General features: G+C 54.6%; 14 protein-coding genes and 1 pseudogene. 9 read left to right on the top strand and 6 right to left on the bottom strand.

Features of this window, described 5'->3' with window-relative positions; all coding sequences use genetic code 11:
* Nucleotides 1–5 precede the first annotated feature (5 nt).
* From FEZ21_RS14920 to FEZ21_RS14930, 3 genes are all read left to right on the top strand, one after another.
* Nucleotides 6–674, top strand: a complete 669-nt coding sequence (locus FEZ21_RS14920) for a TetR/AcrR family transcriptional regulator (protein ID WP_003445586.1) — start codon at nt 6–8, stop codon at nt 672–674.
* Between the two features lie 166 nt (nt 675–840).
* On the top strand, nt 841–1,851 hold the full coding sequence (locus tag FEZ21_RS14925; protein ID WP_160627654.1) for an aldo/keto reductase: 1,011 nt from the start codon (nt 841–843) through the stop codon (nt 1,849–1,851).
* A gap of 166 nt (nt 1,852–2,017) precedes the next feature.
* On the top strand, nt 2,018–2,641 hold the full coding sequence (locus tag FEZ21_RS14930; protein WP_003445590.1) for a dTMP kinase: 624 nt from the start codon (nt 2,018–2,020) through the stop codon (nt 2,639–2,641).
* A 27-nt stretch (nt 2,642–2,668) separates the two neighbouring features.
* On the opposite strand, the gene FEZ21_RS14935 is transcribed toward FEZ21_RS14930, so the two are convergent.
* Both FEZ21_RS14935 and FEZ21_RS14940 read right to left on the bottom strand, forming a co-directional pair.
* Nucleotides 2,669–4,168 carry an amino acid racemase gene (locus FEZ21_RS14935; protein ID WP_160627656.1) on the bottom strand — a complete coding sequence of 500 codons (1,500 nt, stop codon included), beginning with the start codon at nt 4,166–4,168 and terminating at the stop codon, nt 2,669–2,671.
* Entirely contained in the window at nt 4,165–5,484 is a 1,320-nt protein-coding gene (locus FEZ21_RS14940) for a dicarboxylate/amino acid:cation symporter (RefSeq protein ID WP_160627658.1), read from the bottom strand. The genes FEZ21_RS14935 and FEZ21_RS14940 overlap by 4 nt, the downstream gene beginning before the upstream one ends.
* A gap of 229 nt (nt 5,485–5,713) precedes the next feature.
* Between FEZ21_RS14940 and FEZ21_RS14945 the strand changes: the two genes are divergently transcribed.
* The 5 genes from FEZ21_RS14945 (at nt 5,714) to FEZ21_RS14965 (ending at nt 9,355) form a co-directional block, all read left to right on the top strand.
* Nucleotides 5,714–6,634, top strand: a complete 921-nt coding sequence (locus tag FEZ21_RS14945) for a LysR substrate-binding domain-containing protein (protein ID WP_160627660.1) — start codon at nt 5,714–5,716, stop codon at nt 6,632–6,634.
* A gap of 115 nt (nt 6,635–6,749) precedes the next feature.
* Complete coding sequence (locus FEZ21_RS14950) at nt 6,750–7,349, top strand: MliC family protein (RefSeq protein WP_010656483.1); 600 nt, start codon at nt 6,750–6,752, stop codon at nt 7,347–7,349.
* A gap of 39 nt (nt 7,350–7,388) precedes the next feature.
* Nucleotides 7,389–7,805 carry an NUDIX domain-containing protein gene (locus FEZ21_RS14955; protein WP_160627662.1) on the top strand — a complete coding sequence of 139 codons (417 nt, stop codon included), beginning with the start codon at nt 7,389–7,391 and terminating at the stop codon, nt 7,803–7,805.
* 57 nt (nt 7,806–7,862) lie between these two features.
* Nucleotides 7,863–8,564, top strand: coding sequence for a transcriptional regulator (locus FEZ21_RS14960; protein ID WP_160627664.1), 702 nt, complete (start codon nt 7,863–7,865; stop codon nt 8,562–8,564).
* A 5-nt stretch (nt 8,565–8,569) separates the two neighbouring features.
* Entirely contained in the window at nt 8,570–9,355 is a 786-nt protein-coding gene (locus FEZ21_RS14965; protein WP_160627666.1) for a PhzF family phenazine biosynthesis protein, read from the top strand.
* Between the two features lie 133 nt (nt 9,356–9,488).
* On the opposite strand, the pseudogene FEZ21_RS14970 reads toward FEZ21_RS14965, so the two are convergent.
* The 4 genes and pseudogenes from FEZ21_RS14970 to FEZ21_RS14985 all read right to left on the bottom strand — a co-directional run.
* A pseudogene (locus tag FEZ21_RS14970) lies at nt 9,489–9,845 on the bottom strand (transposase); the annotation flags it as partial.
* Nucleotides 9,846–9,972: 127 nt separating this feature from the next.
* Nucleotides 9,973–10,272, bottom strand: coding sequence for a hypothetical protein (locus tag FEZ21_RS14975; RefSeq protein ID WP_160627668.1), 300 nt, complete (start codon nt 10,270–10,272; stop codon nt 9,973–9,975).
* 32 nt (nt 10,273–10,304) lie between these two features.
* On the bottom strand, nt 10,305–11,420 hold the full coding sequence (locus FEZ21_RS14980) for an endonuclease NucS domain-containing protein (protein WP_160627670.1): 1,116 nt from the start codon (nt 11,418–11,420) through the stop codon (nt 10,305–10,307).
* A gap of 98 nt (nt 11,421–11,518) precedes the next feature.
* Nucleotides 11,519–12,118 carry a hypothetical protein gene (locus FEZ21_RS14985; RefSeq protein ID WP_160627672.1) on the bottom strand — a complete coding sequence of 200 codons (600 nt, stop codon included), beginning with the start codon at nt 12,116–12,118 and terminating at the stop codon, nt 11,519–11,521.
* Between the two features lie 735 nt (nt 12,119–12,853).
* Here FEZ21_RS14985 and zorA1 point away from each other — a divergent pair.
* Nucleotides 12,854–15,046: a type I Zorya anti-phage system protein ZorA1 gene (zorA1, locus tag FEZ21_RS14990; protein ID WP_160627674.1), complete on the top strand. Its 2,193-nt coding sequence runs from the start codon at nt 12,854–12,856 to the stop codon at nt 15,044–15,046.
* Nucleotides 15,047–15,056 lie beyond the last annotated feature (10 nt).

The following is a 15,056-nucleotide window of genomic DNA, read 5'->3' on the forward strand; positions in this document are numbered from 1 at the left end:
AGCGCATGATCAAACCAAGCCGAAACGGTCAGGGCATACAGGTAGAAATACCGGCGCAGCCACGCAAGGAGCCGCGCCAGCCCCGTTCTATTGCACTGGTGAGTGCGGTAAAACAGACCGGGCGCCAGATTCTTGAAAACGAAGGCCGCGAAGCCTTGAGTGCCATGCGTCTCGCAGCGGATTCGGGCGTGGCAATCAGCTCTATCTATGAGTACTTCCCGACGATCGATGCACTGATCGCAGCGATTTTTGACGATTACCGGTCTGAGGCGCGCACTGCGCTGTTCAGCGACATCATGGCGCTGCCAGCGCAAAGCACATTGCTCGACGGCATTTTGCTGGCCTTGCGAGTCGTGATGGCCGCCCACGTCAAGAAAAACCAGTTCGACCCGGCGTTCAGCGTGCGCTCAACCCATTACGAAGAACTGGTGCGACTGGATGTGGTCAAGGACAAACCGCTGTGGACCAGCACCGCGAGTTCGGCGTTGATGCAACGGTTCGCCAGCGAGATCCGGGTCAAGGACCCGCAAAAGGCTGAGTTCCTGGTTTATCAGACGCTGTCTGCACTGCCCAGGGCCATGCTGCTGGAAAGACCGGGCTACCTGGTGGAGGAAGACTCCCCCGAATTGATTGCAAGCATGCTGCATGCTCTGTTGACCCATGGGCAGACCTGAATCGATGCGCCTGGCTCAGGGCTTTTGAGCCAGTGACCGGCAGCGACCAGGTATCGATCCTCAGGGCTGTGCCACTGGCACAGCCGCATCCCTTTTTTGCACCTCAATCAGTAACAGGAACTGGTCTAGGATCAACTGCTCTTGCAAACGCCTTTGAGGATCGATGATGAATTACCATTATCTGGGCCGCAGCGCCCTGAAAGTATCGCCTTTGTGCCTGGGCGCCATGATGTTCGGCGGCGAGACCGATGAGGCTACCAGCAAGCGCATCATCGACAAGGCGGGCGCCGCAGGCATCAACTTCATCGATACCGCAGATGCTTACCACGCCGGGCGTTCCGAAGAAGTGGTCGGCCGTTCCATTGCAGCGCAGCGCGACAACTGGGTAGTGGCCACCAAGTTCGGTTACCCGTCGTCGGCTGACGCGGGCCCGAATCAACAGGGGCAGTCGCGCAAATGGATCATGCAGAGTGTCGAGGCCAGCCTCAAACGCCTGGGCACCGACTATGTCGACATTCTGTATTTCCACCGCACCTTGAGTGATGCGCCGATGGAAGAGGGATTGCGCGCAATCGACGATCTGATTCGCCAGGGCAAGATCCGCTATTACGGGGTTTCCAATTTCCACGGCTGGAAAATCGCCGAGATGGTTCGCCTCGCTGATTCGTTGGGCATCCAGCGGCCGAGCGTCAGCCAGCCGTTGTACAACATCGTCAATCGTATTGCCGAGGTTGAGCAACTGCCTGTTGCAGGCAATTACGGCATCGGGGTTGTGCCTTACAGCCCCCTTGCACGGGGCGTGCTCAGCGGTAAATACCCGGTGGACGCGCCGCCACCGGCGGATACCAGGGCAGGGCGCGGTGACAAGCGTATCCAGCAGACTGAATGGCGTCCCGAGTCGTTGAAAATTGCCCAGACCATTGCCCGGCATGCGGCCGATCGCGGCACTACTTCAGTCGCCTTTGCTATTGCCTGGGTGCTTAAAAACACATTGATCAGCGCAGCGATTGCAGGCCCCCGGACAGAGGCGCACTGGGACGGCTATATGCAGGCTCTAGGGCTGGAACTGGGACCGGATGACGAGAAACTGGTGGATAGCCTGGTGGTGCCGGGTCATGCCTCGACCCACGGCTTTACCGATCCGGCCTACCCGGTTGAAGGGCGCAAAGTGAGCTGAGCTTGAACAACGCCGCAGGTTTACCTTCGGGCGCTGGCCACAAATCGGGTTAGAGTGTTCATCAATGCCTGTTTATCGGGCCCTCAACCCTGTTTGCAGCTGGCAGCTCCAGCTCCAGCTGCGCTCAGGGCGAAAAACAAACCGTCTTTCAATCGATATGTGAAGAATGAATCGTCCGCTGTTTGTTTCACTGGATGGCCCCAAGGGGGCCGGTAAAACCACACTGCTTGAGGCCATTACCAAAGTATTGCGGGCCGACAACCAGAAGGTGATCCGCCTTTGCGAGAAAAAAAGCGATCCCTTCAGGGCTGAAACGATGGCCCTGGTGAACACACTCGCCAGAAATCCGGGCCGGGATCTGGAGTGGCAGGTTTGTCAGCGCCTTGCTGACAGCCGGGCCTGGATTTCCCGGCACGTACTGACTAAACAGCCCGCGGACAGCATCATCCTGATCGATCGCTGGTACCCGTCCGATGCCGCGTTTCGCCGAATAGTCCCGTTTGCAGAAATTGTGCAGTTGAACCTTGATCGCAACGTGCGAGTGCCAGACCTGCATGTCGGGGTGGTCACCGCCCCTGAAATTTCATGGGCGAGGGCAGCGGCACGTTCCCGGGGCCTGGGCAGCACCGTGCTGCATGACCTGGAAGAACATGTCGCCTGCACCCTGGGATTCGAGCAAGGGGTTGCAGATCACGGCTGGGTGTTATGCCGTAATGAAGGAACCCTTGAAGAGGCAACGATGCAGGTGGTTTCCGAGATTTATAGAGGCTTTCCGTGCCTCATGAATTGAATCAACCCCTGCAAACTGTATGGGCCTCTAACCGGCAGGAACACTCTGCCGTTGGATCAGGTTTTCCCGGGAAAGCTGAATGCACTTGATTGCCAGGAGGGTTGTCGGGTCTATCAATGCCACTTGATGGCCGTTGATCATGTAAGCCTTGCTGTGCTCCAGCACCAGAGGCAGCTCCGTACAGCCGAGGATGAGCACTTCGGCACCCGATTCACACAAGTGTTCTGCAGCGAGCAATAGCTGATCTTTACAGATGCCTTCAGTGAACCCGGCTTTAATCCCGCGCGCGCCATAAATCGAATCCATGACCAGCGCCTGGTAGTCGACGCCGGGGACAATTATTTGCAGTCCGGTGCGCCGGGCAGCGTCCTGGTAGACCTGGCTTTTTATGGTGCCCGAGGTCGCCAGCAAGCCGACTGTTTTGCCAGCGCCGTACTGCCGGACAATGGCGTCCACTGTCTCAGTCAGCATGTTGACAATGGGGACCCGCAGGTATGCCTGAATACGTTCAACAAAGGCGTGGGCGGTATTGCAGGGAATCGCAATCGCATTGGCGCCTGCACTTTCCAGGCGCTTGCACGTTGCGTACATCGCCATGGTCGGATCCGTTGCGTCATGCAGCAGGTTGGCCGTGCGATCAGGAATCTGCGGGTTTTGCTCGACCACCATTTTGATATGTTCCTGATCACGGCCTGCCGGTGTATGTGTAACGACCTTGGCCATGAAGTCGACCGTCGCTGCCGGGCCCACCCCCCCCACTATCCCCAGTTTGAAGGGGGGGCGACTCGATTGACCTTTGTTCAGGGTCGCGAAACCGGCATAAAGCTCGTTGATATCCAGCACTGCAATACCCCGTCGCTGCAGATCACCACAGACCAGCGAGAGTTCAGTCATGCCAGGCAAGACAATGCTTGCCCCTTGTTCCTGTAGCGAAAGGCAAGCCTGATAAGCAGACTCCAGAGGTACCCCGTGCAGATAGCCATCCTTGATGCCATTGACGCCATACATCGCTGCCATCAGCCCTGACTGCACTTCATCGCTGGGATAAACCAGCTTGAAGTCAGTGCCAAAATAGCGCTCAAACAAACCGCAATGGCGCACGTAGTCAGAGGCGACGATACCCAGGGTGACGCCAGGTTTGGCGATATGGTCAATGTGACTGCGCAGGGCAGCCATCATGTCGAGTACGGGAATACTCAGTTCTTCCTGAATTTCAGACCGGAATGTATGGCTGGCGAAGCACGGAAGCATCACCGCATCTACGCCACTTTCTTCAAAAGTTTTACAGACCTGGAACACGTAGAACTTGCGCGATGTCATATTCGCGCCCTTGTCCAGGGGCAGCAGCACGTCCTTGAACGGATGCTGCTCGAACAGGAAGTGATAGCGGCCCTGGTCCTCAAGCACGGCCCTGGACTTGACCAGCTTGTAGAACAGATCCCCCCCGGCCAGGGAGCCGAGGCCACCCACAATGCCAAGTTTTCGAACAGTGGCTGCGTCCCCGGATGGCGCTGATTTGCTCTTCATGACGCAACACCATAAGCCGCCGGGACAGGACATACGGATTGAGGATTTACCGGTGAGCGTTGTGCATCGTCAGCTTCCTCTGCCGATTCATCACAGGGTTCGGACTTCGCAACCACAGCGGTGGCAATGCTGTTGCCCACAACGTTGGTGGCGGTGCGAGCCATATCCAGAAACTGATCAATGCCAAGGATCAGCAAAATTCCGGCTTCGGGAAGATTGAACATGGGCAAGGTTGCCGCTACCACCACCACTGATGCCCGGGCTACACCCGCCATACCCTTGCTGGTAACCATCAGCGTCAGCAAGATGAGAAGTTGCTGTGTGAAGCTCAAGTCAATGTTGTAGGCCTGAGCAATGAACATGATGGCGAACGCTTGATACATCATCGAACCATCGAGGTTGAACGAGTATCCCAATGGCAGTACGAAGCTGGATACGCGCTTCGGCGCGCCGAATTTCTCCAGTGCCTCCATGGTTTTCGGGTACGCGGATTCGCTGCTGGCGGTGGAAAACGCGAGGAGCACGGGTTCACGAATGAGCTTGCCCAGGGTAAATACCGAGCGGCCGAGAAAAAAGTAGCCGGCGCCGAACAACACTGCCCAGAGGATGAGGATTGCCAGATAAAACTCGGCAATCAGCTTGCCGTAATCGACCAGCAGCCCCACGCCCTGGGTAGTAATCGCCGACGCAATGGCTGCAAAAACCCCGATGGGTGCAAAGGCCATGACGAAGTCGGTGATCTTGAACATCACTTTGGCCAGCTCTTCAATGCTGTCGACGATCCTGGTGTAACCGGCGCGCTTGACTCCCGCCAGGGCAAAACCGAAGAACAGCGAGAACACCACGATTTGCAGGATCTCGTTATTGGCCATCGCCTCGGCAATGCTGCGAGGAAACACGTGGCTGATGAACACTTTGAGGCTGAAATCTCCGGTGTTGACCATTGCCGGACTCGCGGCATGCTGGACCACCTCCATGTTCAGGCCGGCACCGGGTTGAAACAGGTTGACCAGGCCCATCCCGATAGCCAGGGATACCACCGAAGCCGTGACGAACCAGGTCATGGCTCTCAAGCCTATGCGCCCGACGGAACGAGAGTTGCCCATGCTGGCAATGCCGCCGACCAGGGTGGCGAACACCAGAGGGGCAATGATCATTTTGATCATGCGCAAGAAAATGTCGGTGACCAGCGAGAAGTAAGACGCTATCTCTTCGGCTCTCTGTTCGCTGCCTGCGAAATGGTGACATGCCCAACCAACAAGCACCCCCAAGGCAATGCCAATCGCAATTCGACGCCCAAGCTTATTTTTCTTCACAGCGCTTTCCTCAAGTTGTTTTTGTGCTTTTTCTACTTGGCTGCAGACAAGTGTGTTGCTGCCGTGACGCTATGGCGGCGACCTCAGGTTCGAGATTCTAGAGACAGGCCCCGCAGGTCTTGATGAGTAATCAGGATGGGCCTATGCGCTTTTGGAATAGTTTCTCCAGGAGCTGCCTGGGCACTGCCGGGGCGCTATACACTGGCTGTTCGCAGCATGGGGTGAGGCTATGCAAATCAAATGGCTGGATGATCTTCTGGCGGTCGCAGAGTGGAAGAACTTTTCTCGGGCGGCTGAGGTTCGCTGTGTGACCCAGTCGGCTTTGTCGCGGCGTATAAAGTCACTTGAAGAATGGGTGGGTGCAGAGCTGGTGGATCGCGGCACCTATCCGGTCCAGCTCACGCCTGCCGGGCGTGCATTCAGTGAAGAGAGCCGCGAGGCATTGGCGGGGCTGATGAGGTTGCGCTCCAGCCTGCGCGAGGTAGAGCGGATGCCGGGGCGATCCATCCAGGTTACTGCCGGCCACAGCCTGTCGATGACATTCCTGCCCAAATGGCTGAAGCAATTTCAGCAGCACAACGAGCAATTCAATGTGCGGGTCGTTGCCGCCAACATCCACGACGCCGTCATAGCTCTGGAGGAGGGGAGTTGCGACCTGATGCTCGTCTATCACCACCCCCTGGCGCCCATTGTTCTCGATTCGGAAAAATTCGGCAGTCTGACCCTGGGGCATGACGCGTATATTCCGGTGTGCGCACCTGACCGCCGGGGAAATGCGCTGTATCCCTTGCCGGGCAGCTCCAGTAAACCCGTTCCTCATCTCGCCTACACGGCCACGACTTTTCTCGGGCGTGTGGCCGAGATCGTCATAAAGAATGGCCCCACAGCATGCAGGTTGGAGCGGTGCTACGAGGCGGATATGACGATGCTGCTGATGCGCATGGCCGTCGAGGGTTACGGAGTAGCGTGGCTGCCCCAAAGCGCGGTCATCGATCAACTGCAGCGGGGACAGTTGGTGAAAGCGGGGGGTGATGAATGGAGTACACGACTGGAAATACGTTCCTGCTGCTCAATCAGCAATCAGAACCCCACCATGCGTAACCTCTGGAAGACGCTTGAAGGTGCTTCACTCAATTTAGCGGACGAATAGGGCAAACTCCCATGGTTGCTCCCGCCAGTGCATTACCCGGCGAATGCCGGGCGCTGCCATTGGCCTGAAGGGCTGCATTGGTTTTATCAAGTTTTGAATCATCAGGAGCACCAAAATGTCTTTCAATCCCTCAGTAGCCTTCTTGCCCCTCGCATTGCTGGCTGCAGGGTTCGCCAGCGCCGCCCAGGCCAGGACTGAACCTTCGTTCAAGTGCAGCCCCGGGATGTCCAGCGCTGCCGAGACGCTGATTTGCCAGAGTGAACAGCTGTCGACCCTGGACCGCAAGCTGGCCGGTGTCTATGACACGGCCGTGAAGAAGGCCGCAAACGCGGCCAAAACCCTCAAAGCCGAGCAACGTGGCTGGATCAAGGGCCGTGACGAGTGCTGGAAAGCCGACGACAAGCAGACCTGCCTGCGCGACAGCTACACCCTGCGTATCGTCGAAATCCAGACAGCCTATGGCCTGGTTCCCTCCACAGGCCCGGTGAAGTTTGATTGCGCCAGTGATGGCAGTGTCGTAGCGACTTTCTTCCAGACGGACCCGCCGTCCATCAACGCGACCTACAAGAATCAGCAATCATTGATGTTGGCCGTGCCTTCGGGCAGCGGCGCACATTACCAGGGCCGTAATGAGAGTTTTTGGGAACACCAGGGTGAAGCGCTTGTAACCTGGGGCTACGGCGCCAAGGAAATGACCTGCAAAAAAACTGGGTGAAGCATCAGGACGCCCGGTTAACTGAAAAGGTGTGGCGGTATGGCAGCAGATAAATCTTGTCCTGTGGTTCTCCGTGCCCGCGAAACGTTGGAGATCCTGGCATTTGAGCATCCATTGGCAGGCCTGCAATTAGTCAAAGGCAGTGTCGAACCAGGTGAATCAACCGCCTTAGCGGCTGTGCGAGAGTTGATGGAAGAAGCCGGGATTCAATCCACGGCAAGGCGAGATCTGGGTGAGTGGCGATCCATTGTAACGGGGCACACATGGGCATTTCATGAGTGCGACGTTGCCCAGGACCTTCCCGAAACCTGGGTGCATTTTGCAGAAGATGATGGAGGTCATGAATTCAGATTTTTCTGGCACCCACTGATGAGTGACCCTTCTGAAAGATGGCATCAGGTTTTCAGGGATGCTTTGAGCTTTCTCCGCTCGGCCCTTGATTCAACAAAAAATTGATATTTAAACTTATTGTTGATATTTTTCCTGCCATTCGATTAATCACTGCAGGCACCAATGAAGGTTTCTGAAGTATTACCCGCCGAGCGCAAGCTGATACTCAATGTGCTTCACAGCACCCTCAAGATGCTCAGCAATGCCGTAGGCCCTCATACGGAGATCGTGTTACATGATCTGGCCAATCCGGATAGATCCATCCTTGCCATCGCCAATGGTCATATCACTGGCAGAAGGGTAGGCGGGTCAGTATTGGGCGGCCCACGCCAGGATTCAGGCTTCATCGCCGTCAGGCGCGCCATGCAAGATCACTCAAGCTCTGATCCCATAATGGTGGAGAACTATTCGACACTCGCACCTGACGGCCGCCCGCTGCGTAGTTCCACCGTGGTATATCGCGACAGTAGCGGGCAACCATTCGCCAGTCTGTGTATCAATGCCGACTTGAGCGGTATTGCCGCCGCCCACGCTGTACTCGCTGGAATCCTGGGCCTTGAAGGCGCGCCAGAGCCCCGCGTCGATGAGCCGAGAGATATGGAACAGTTGATGGCGGAGATCATTCAGGGCGCTTGTCCCGGCGGTGTCGCAGGGATGAAAAAACCGCAAAAGGTTGAAGCTGTTCGGCAGATGCAGGATCGCGGGATATTCATCGTCAAAGGCGGGATTGAAAAAGCTGCCGCCGCGCTCGGCGTAACCCGATACACCATCTACAACTACCTGGAGCAGATCCGGGCTACAGAAACCCCAAGCGGGCAGGAATGATAAAAATGCAACTCGATATTTTCCAGGTAGACGCTTTTACTTCTGAGACTTTCGGCGGTAACCCGGCGGCGGTTTGTCCGCTGCAGACTTGGTTGCCTGATGCCACGCTCCAACAAATCGCCGCAGAAAACAACTTGTCCGAAACAGCCTATGTTGTGCGCAACGGTGAGGTGTTCGAGTTGCGCTGGTTTACTCCCACGGTGGAAGTCGACCTGTGTGGCCATGCCACCTTGGCAGCGGCCTGGGTGCTGTTCGAACAGCTGGGTGAAAACCGCGACATACTGCGCTTTGCCACTCGCAGTGGCGAGTTGCGTGTACGCCGTGAAGGCGCACGCCTGGCCATGGACTTCCCGGCCAGGCAGCCTGAACTCGTAGCAGTCCCACCAGGCCTTTTGCAAGCCTTGGGCCTGGAGCAGATCGATGCGCTTTATCGCACAGATGATTACGTGGTAGTGGTCGAGGATGAAGCCATCATCGCTGGCCTCAATCCCGACTTTGCCGCGCTGGCCGCGTTCGACGTGCGCGGTGTTGCGGTTACCGCACCGAGTCGTCACTTTGACTTTGTTTCGCGCTGGTTCGGCCCTCGGGTGGGCGTGAATGAAGACCCGGTTACCGGCTCGGCCCACACCTCTCTGGCACCCTATTGGGCCAAGCGCCTGGGCAAGCGCAGCCTGAGTGCGGAGCAAGGCGGGGCGCGCAAGGGTCAACTGCACTGTGAAGTTCTGGACAACGACCGAGTCATTATCAGTGGCCACGGCGCGCTGTACCTGCGCGGTACTATTTTTATCTAAGGCCGGATCATTCAGGCGGGGTTGCTTACTGAAATTCGAAATATCGGGGTTGCTCAATGAAACCATTGATGAGCTCGAATCGAGTTGTACCGTGGCACCAGGTAATGGCTGATGTCTCGGTGCGCACAGATTACGGCTCGGACAGCCAGTCGTAATAACCGCAGGGATGGACTTTCAGCGTCAGGCAAAGCAATCGAATCGAATCGAATCGTCGACCGCGTTGCTTGATAAAGCGTACTTCAGCCGCACTCCTTGGCAAAGTACGCGGCGGCCTTTTTTAATGTATCTCACGTGTGAGTTCTGCTCGCAGACGACGCAGCTCAGCGTGCGGATCTTCATCCTGCAGCCGTTCATCTTGAGGTTTGCTGTAGCGCGTTATCAAGGTATAGAGGTATGAGTCGACACGCCGAGAATGGCCGCTACCTCAGCGACAGGCAGCTTCTATGACTGCTCGAATTTTGAATTCTTCGGGATGACGCTGGTTGCTCATGGCACCTCCTAATTGGCCTCAGTTTAGGGCAAAGAGGTATCTAGGAAACCCGGGGGATTCAAAGCGCTGGATTCTGCTGCAGCAAAGGACATCAAGGAGGAGCTGCTTTCGCAGATACTGGAACGTCTCAACGAGCTGTTTGACATAGATCAACATCACTGACATAGACATTGCGAATTACGCTTACACCATCCGCGACAACGCCAGTGAAAATCAGTTGGTCATTCAGCAAATGGCCAACAACATGCCTGAGCAGGCGCTGCTGCGTAATTTCGCCAGCGCAGTAGATGACGCAATCAACAACAGAGGTGATGCCACCAGAACCAGAAGATTCAACTGCTTTCTGACCCTGCTCAGTCCAGCAGGTTTGCTCGGGTTCGGAGCCTAACGCATCGATCAAGCAATTGGGCAGCAACGTAATGCCCAATTGCTTTGTATCAGATGTGCGCTAGTCCGTCGTTAAAGCAGGCTAGTTTCCTCAGTCTTAATCGCGTCATCAAAATGCGGAAAGTGTTGTTTCAGCCGCTCAATCGTCCAGCGCCATTTCGGCGTAGTAGGGCGGCACACCGTATTTTGGTTACCGAACATGCCGACTTCTCGCACTGCTTGGCTGATAGGCACACTTTGCAGCCATTGGACGGGCACAAAGTAGTCGCACAATTCCAGATCGTCGGCGAATTCGGCGTGGTAGTTGGCCCGCGTTGCAACTTCAAGTATCGGACGCTCTTCCACGTCAATCATAACGGTAAAATCTTTCGCAGGCGTTGAGGTGCCAAGTACGCGACCTACACCGACATAGCCTTGTTGCGGTACGTTGACCCAGATGCGGTCTCCCGGGGACAACAGTTGCAGTGTTTTGCTATACCACGCACCACCACCGCCGGAAATGAAGCCAAAATCGACAGCATCGGCCCAAGAGCGCGAGGTCGAGTCGCCAAACGAACAGTAAAATTCACCATTCCAAGGCTCGTTATGGCTTTCGCTGGTCGACACAGCGTTCACTTGTGTCTGAACAGGGTCGAGTAACCATGATCGGCTTAATAGCTGCTGATCACCTGCCTGGAAAACCTGAAAGCACAGTACGTTGATCGGAATATCACGCTTGCTCAGGTATTCAACGATTCGTTCACTGCTGGCATCCAGTTCGGTAGCAACGATGATCAATTGATGGCTTTTGTTCAATTCATCATCGTCGAGCGCAAAACCAAAACGCGCCAGAAAATCTGCGTACAGGCTGCATCCTGGTTTGAAACGTTGATAAATCGAGGCGATGTCGTTTTCACGTAGTCCTTCGACCCACACCGCGTAATCAAGTGCTTGAGCCACGACTTCGCGAGGCGTGCGGTCGCGCTTGAGCTCAATCAGTACCAGGTCACCATTGGGGGCAATCGCCAGCAGATCGATGCGGCCACCCATACCTGTATTTTCTTGTCTGCCTATCAGCATCCACTCATCTGAGAGAATGCTTGGAGAGCTGATGATCATATCTTCCAGTAACTGTTCACTGGCCAATCGGGTTTGGCGCAGCTTGCACGGCATAGGTCCAACGGTCCAGACGTCTGTGTTGATAGGCAAATCAAGAATCCTTGGATTGGCGTGGTAACAGCTGACAAAAAATGAAAGTGGGGAATGTTTCCAGCCCCCACCTGGCGTTCCGAGTTATTGGTTGTGTATCAGAGCATATCTAGTAATAGAGCTTCTTTATGCTTCGCCTCATCTGCTTCGTGGGCTTTGGCGGAGTACTCTATTGATAGGGTGCACTGGTAACCTTCCCCAGTCAAAGACAGAAAAATATTGGTCTGTTCATCTGCCCAGTTAGTGAAGCGAGACATGTGTCCTGCGCTAACTGCCGTTCCCCAGTTCTGATAATCGTCACGAAACAAGTCGTTTACCCAGTACTCATCATCGCTTATCAGGAGAGGGTATTTTTTCTGCAGGCTGGCTTTTAGCTCATCGAACTTGGATAGGTAGGTGTTGGCATTAGCGAAATCTTGGTTGAATACATACTTTCCGCGCACCAGTATGCCATTCAAAAATACGAAAACTACCAAACAGCTATTGCCGGTAAGTGTTGATTCAAAAGCTAGGAACCCATCTCCCTCGATCCATTCCACGCTTGTCTCAGACTGTTTGACGTCTGCTGCATGCATTCCCCAGTAGGTTTTTCGGAAGCAGTGTCGGTTATCAGCCTTTGCCAAGCCGGCGTTCTGGTAGTGCCAAGTTCCGTCCTGATTAAGTACTACTTTTTGCCCATTATCTGTTGTACCAAGCATAACCAACTCCTAGATCGAAGAGATTGAGAGGTGAGCGCTATCCCCAAGGACGCTTCACATAGGCAGATCATTAGCAAGCTATCTTTATCGCTGCTGGTAAGAATGCGCAGCATAGACCCCATTTCGAACATGAAAAGAGAAACCTATCTGTGATTACAAGATACGAGGGATTCATGCGCGATAATTTCGTTGCGTGAGAGCTACCATCTTTGTAACGCAGCGGTTTGATTGAGCATATCCAGCAGTCGGCACAAGGTAAAGGCGCTTAGCCATTATTCTGTGGCGCTCATTTTTTGCTGATGCTCAGGCAGTGGCGATAACCCGGTTTACCGGTGTCGAACAAGAGCTCGACTAGCAGTCATCACTGAGAGTGAAAAGGTCATATGCCTCAACAGATATACAAATCTGCAGCCATGCATGTCAGTCATGCGGAAAACGATTGTATTCTCGGATGGCCCCAAATTTTCCGGGGGCGTAGTGATCAAGGTATGACTTTAGTCGTATTCGGTTAGCTAAGGCTCGGTTCAAGTAACTTATGGCTTTACCCTGATCACAGGTAAGGCTATCGTGCTGGCACAAAGACATGAACCTGCCTGTTTTTGCTCTATCTGGAGCCCATTTTAGACGTTCCTAACTAAAAAATGCTGTGTCTTGGCCAGAGAAAAATAAAACCTTTTCTCGGTAAATTGCTGCCTTGAGAAAAGGCTTTTAAATCAAATATTCAAAGGTGCTGGAATGGAAGACTCAACATTTTTTAGTCTGTTGAAGGACGCGAATGCGGAACAGCTGACAGCCCCTGTGTTAGTGATCAGTGTCGTGCTTTTTTTACTTGTGTTATTCGTCTTCCGCTACTTACGGCCATCCCTGGGGCTGGCTAAAAGTCTTGCAGAGCTGAAGGTTGCCCTTAAAAAGGCCAAAGCATTTCCACCTGCACAGCGCCGCTCTGAACTTCAACGAATTTTTGCGGGCAGTTCGCTTGAGCATTCCTGGGATGAATACTCGGAAACGCTTCACGACCAGTATGAATTTCGCGAGGGCGAGCAAGTCTTGATTCGCTCGCGTGCGACAGCCGCCGCGGCTCATTTCTTCTCGGCTCAGAGTGTTGTCGATACGCCATTGCGTACAGAGTTTTATAAACACCTTCCCGGCATCCTGACGGGTATCGGTATTGTCGGGACTTTTTTTGGGCTTATGTTAGGGCTGCAAAGCTTTGATCCCAGCACCCCTGAATTGGTTAATGCCAGCCTGGATAAGCTGCTAAAAGATGTATTTTTTGCGTTTGTCGGTTCTGTATTTTCTATCGGTGTTTCAATTCTGGTCACTTTGGTCGAAAAGTGGCGTTTAGGCCGTTGCTACACACTGCTCGAAGGCCTGACCGAGACCCTAGACAGCCTGTTCGATAGCGGCGTGGGCGAAGAGTATTTGGCTGAACTTGTGCGCTCCAGCGCCGAGAGTTCAATTCAAACACGTCAACTCAAAGACAGCCTGGTCACGGACCTGCGGGAAATGCTGCAAAACCTTGTCGATACTCAAGTGCGTGAAAGCCTGAAACTGGCTGACACCTTGTCCACGACTTATCGCGATTCAGGTCAGTTATTGGCTGATCAGGTCAGCGGTGCCATTGAGAACAGCCTCAAGCAGCCCCTTGAAACCATCGCTGGAGCAGTGCAAGCCGCCAGCGGTGCCCAAACCGGGCAAGTAGAAGGCATTCTAAAAGATGTGTTGGTCGCATTTATGAACAAACTGGAAAGCACCTTTGGCCAGCAGTTTAATGGCCTGCACGACTTGATGGGGCAATCGGTAGCTGCCATGCAATCGATGCAACAGGGCTTTTCGACGCTCATCCAAGACATGCGTTCGGCCAGTGACTCGTCTAATCAGACCAGCTCGACGATGATTGCGCAGTTGCTGACGGACATGCATTTGGCCCAGAACGCCATGCAGGCGGGCATGAGTGAGATGTTGGCGCATTTGCAAGAATCAGTAGCGCGTATCGGCAATGAAGGTGAAGGCGCGGGCCAGCGTATGGCGCAGCAGATGGAGAAACTGTTTGCTGACAGCGAAACCCGTCAACAGGCCATGGCTGAACACCTTCAGGCGTTTGTCGAGTCTATCCAGCAAAATATTGGTCATGGCCAAGAAGCGACCATGTCAAAAATCGCAGGCTCGGTGGATGTCCTCGGTGAACAACTTTCGGCGGTGTTCTCGCAACTTGAGCGTGGCCAGCAGCAGATGGACCAATCGACGCGCGCGGCGCAAGCCGATTTGCATCAAGGTACGCGGGATCTAGTCGGTGGTCTGGATGAGCAGGTCAGAGCCCTGCTACAAACCGTTGGTGAACAGCAACAAGCGGCGCAAGACACGGTCAAGGCACTGAGTGCGCAAACCGAACAGCATTTACAGAGCATGCAGGTGGGCGCCGAGAAAATGCGTGCTGCAGCTGAGCGATTTGAAACTGCAGGCCACAGTGTAACCAAGGCTAGTGAGTCGACAGCCAACCTGATGGGGGCTGTTCAGGTGGCAGGGACTGAGTTGGGCCAGGCAACCCGCGAGCTAACGACCGTATTGTCGGACTACCGCCACAACCGCGAAGCATTAACTACAACCTTGGCAGTTATTGAAGGCGTGGTAGCCAGTGCTCACGGTGAAGCCAGCGGCCGCAGCCAGTATTTGCAAGACCTCAAAGCGCAGAGCGAGCGTTTGCAAGCGATGAACCGTGAAGTGTACGAGTACCTCGACAACATCAGCGGTGTACTGGGCAATGGGTTTAAAGAGTTTGGCGATGGCATGGACGACGTCCTGCGCCGGACCCTAGGCAACCTGGACCTTGAGCTGGATAAAGCGGTCAAGAGTATCGCTGCAGGGGTCGATGGGGTGAAGGAAAGCATCGAAGATTTCAGTGATGTCATGGAAAAAATCAGGTCGTAACGGAGGCTAC

Origin of the sequence: Pseudomonas sp. 9.1(2019) (assembly GCF_009910445.1) — a bacterium.
GTDB lineage: Bacteria > Pseudomonadota > Gammaproteobacteria > Pseudomonadales > Pseudomonadaceae > Aquipseudomonas > Aquipseudomonas paraversuta.

What these genes read in the sequence shown, in the direction of transcription:
- FEZ21_RS14920 (WP_003445586.1), top strand. Translation starts at nt 6, where the DNA reads ATGATCAAACCAAGCCGAAACGGTCAGGGCATACAGGTAGAAATACCG.
- FEZ21_RS14925 (WP_160627654.1), top strand. Translation starts at nt 841, where the DNA reads ATGAATTACCATTATCTGGGCCGCAGCGCCCTGAAAGTATCGCCTTTG.
- FEZ21_RS14930 (WP_003445590.1), top strand. Translation starts at nt 2,018, where the DNA reads ATGAATCGTCCGCTGTTTGTTTCACTGGATGGCCCCAAGGGGGCCGGT.
- FEZ21_RS14935 (WP_160627656.1), bottom strand. Translation starts at nt 4,168, where the DNA reads ATGAAGAGCAAATCAGCGCCATCCGGGGACGCAGCCACTGTTCGAAAA.
- FEZ21_RS14945 (WP_160627660.1), top strand. Translation starts at nt 5,714, where the DNA reads ATGCAAATCAAATGGCTGGATGATCTTCTGGCGGTCGCAGAGTGGAAG.
- FEZ21_RS14950 (WP_010656483.1), top strand. Translation starts at nt 6,750, where the DNA reads ATGTCTTTCAATCCCTCAGTAGCCTTCTTGCCCCTCGCATTGCTGGCT.
- FEZ21_RS14955 (WP_160627662.1), top strand. Translation starts at nt 7,389, where the DNA reads ATGGCAGCAGATAAATCTTGTCCTGTGGTTCTCCGTGCCCGCGAAACG.
- FEZ21_RS14960 (WP_160627664.1), top strand. Translation starts at nt 7,863, where the DNA reads ATGAAGGTTTCTGAAGTATTACCCGCCGAGCGCAAGCTGATACTCAAT.
- FEZ21_RS14965 (WP_160627666.1), top strand. Translation starts at nt 8,570, where the DNA reads ATGCAACTCGATATTTTCCAGGTAGACGCTTTTACTTCTGAGACTTTC.
- FEZ21_RS14985 (WP_160627672.1), bottom strand. Translation starts at nt 12,118, where the DNA reads ATGCTTGGTACAACAGATAATGGGCAAAAAGTAGTACTTAATCAGGAC.
- zorA1 (WP_160627674.1), top strand. Translation starts at nt 12,854, where the DNA reads ATGGAAGACTCAACATTTTTTAGTCTGTTGAAGGACGCGAATGCGGAA.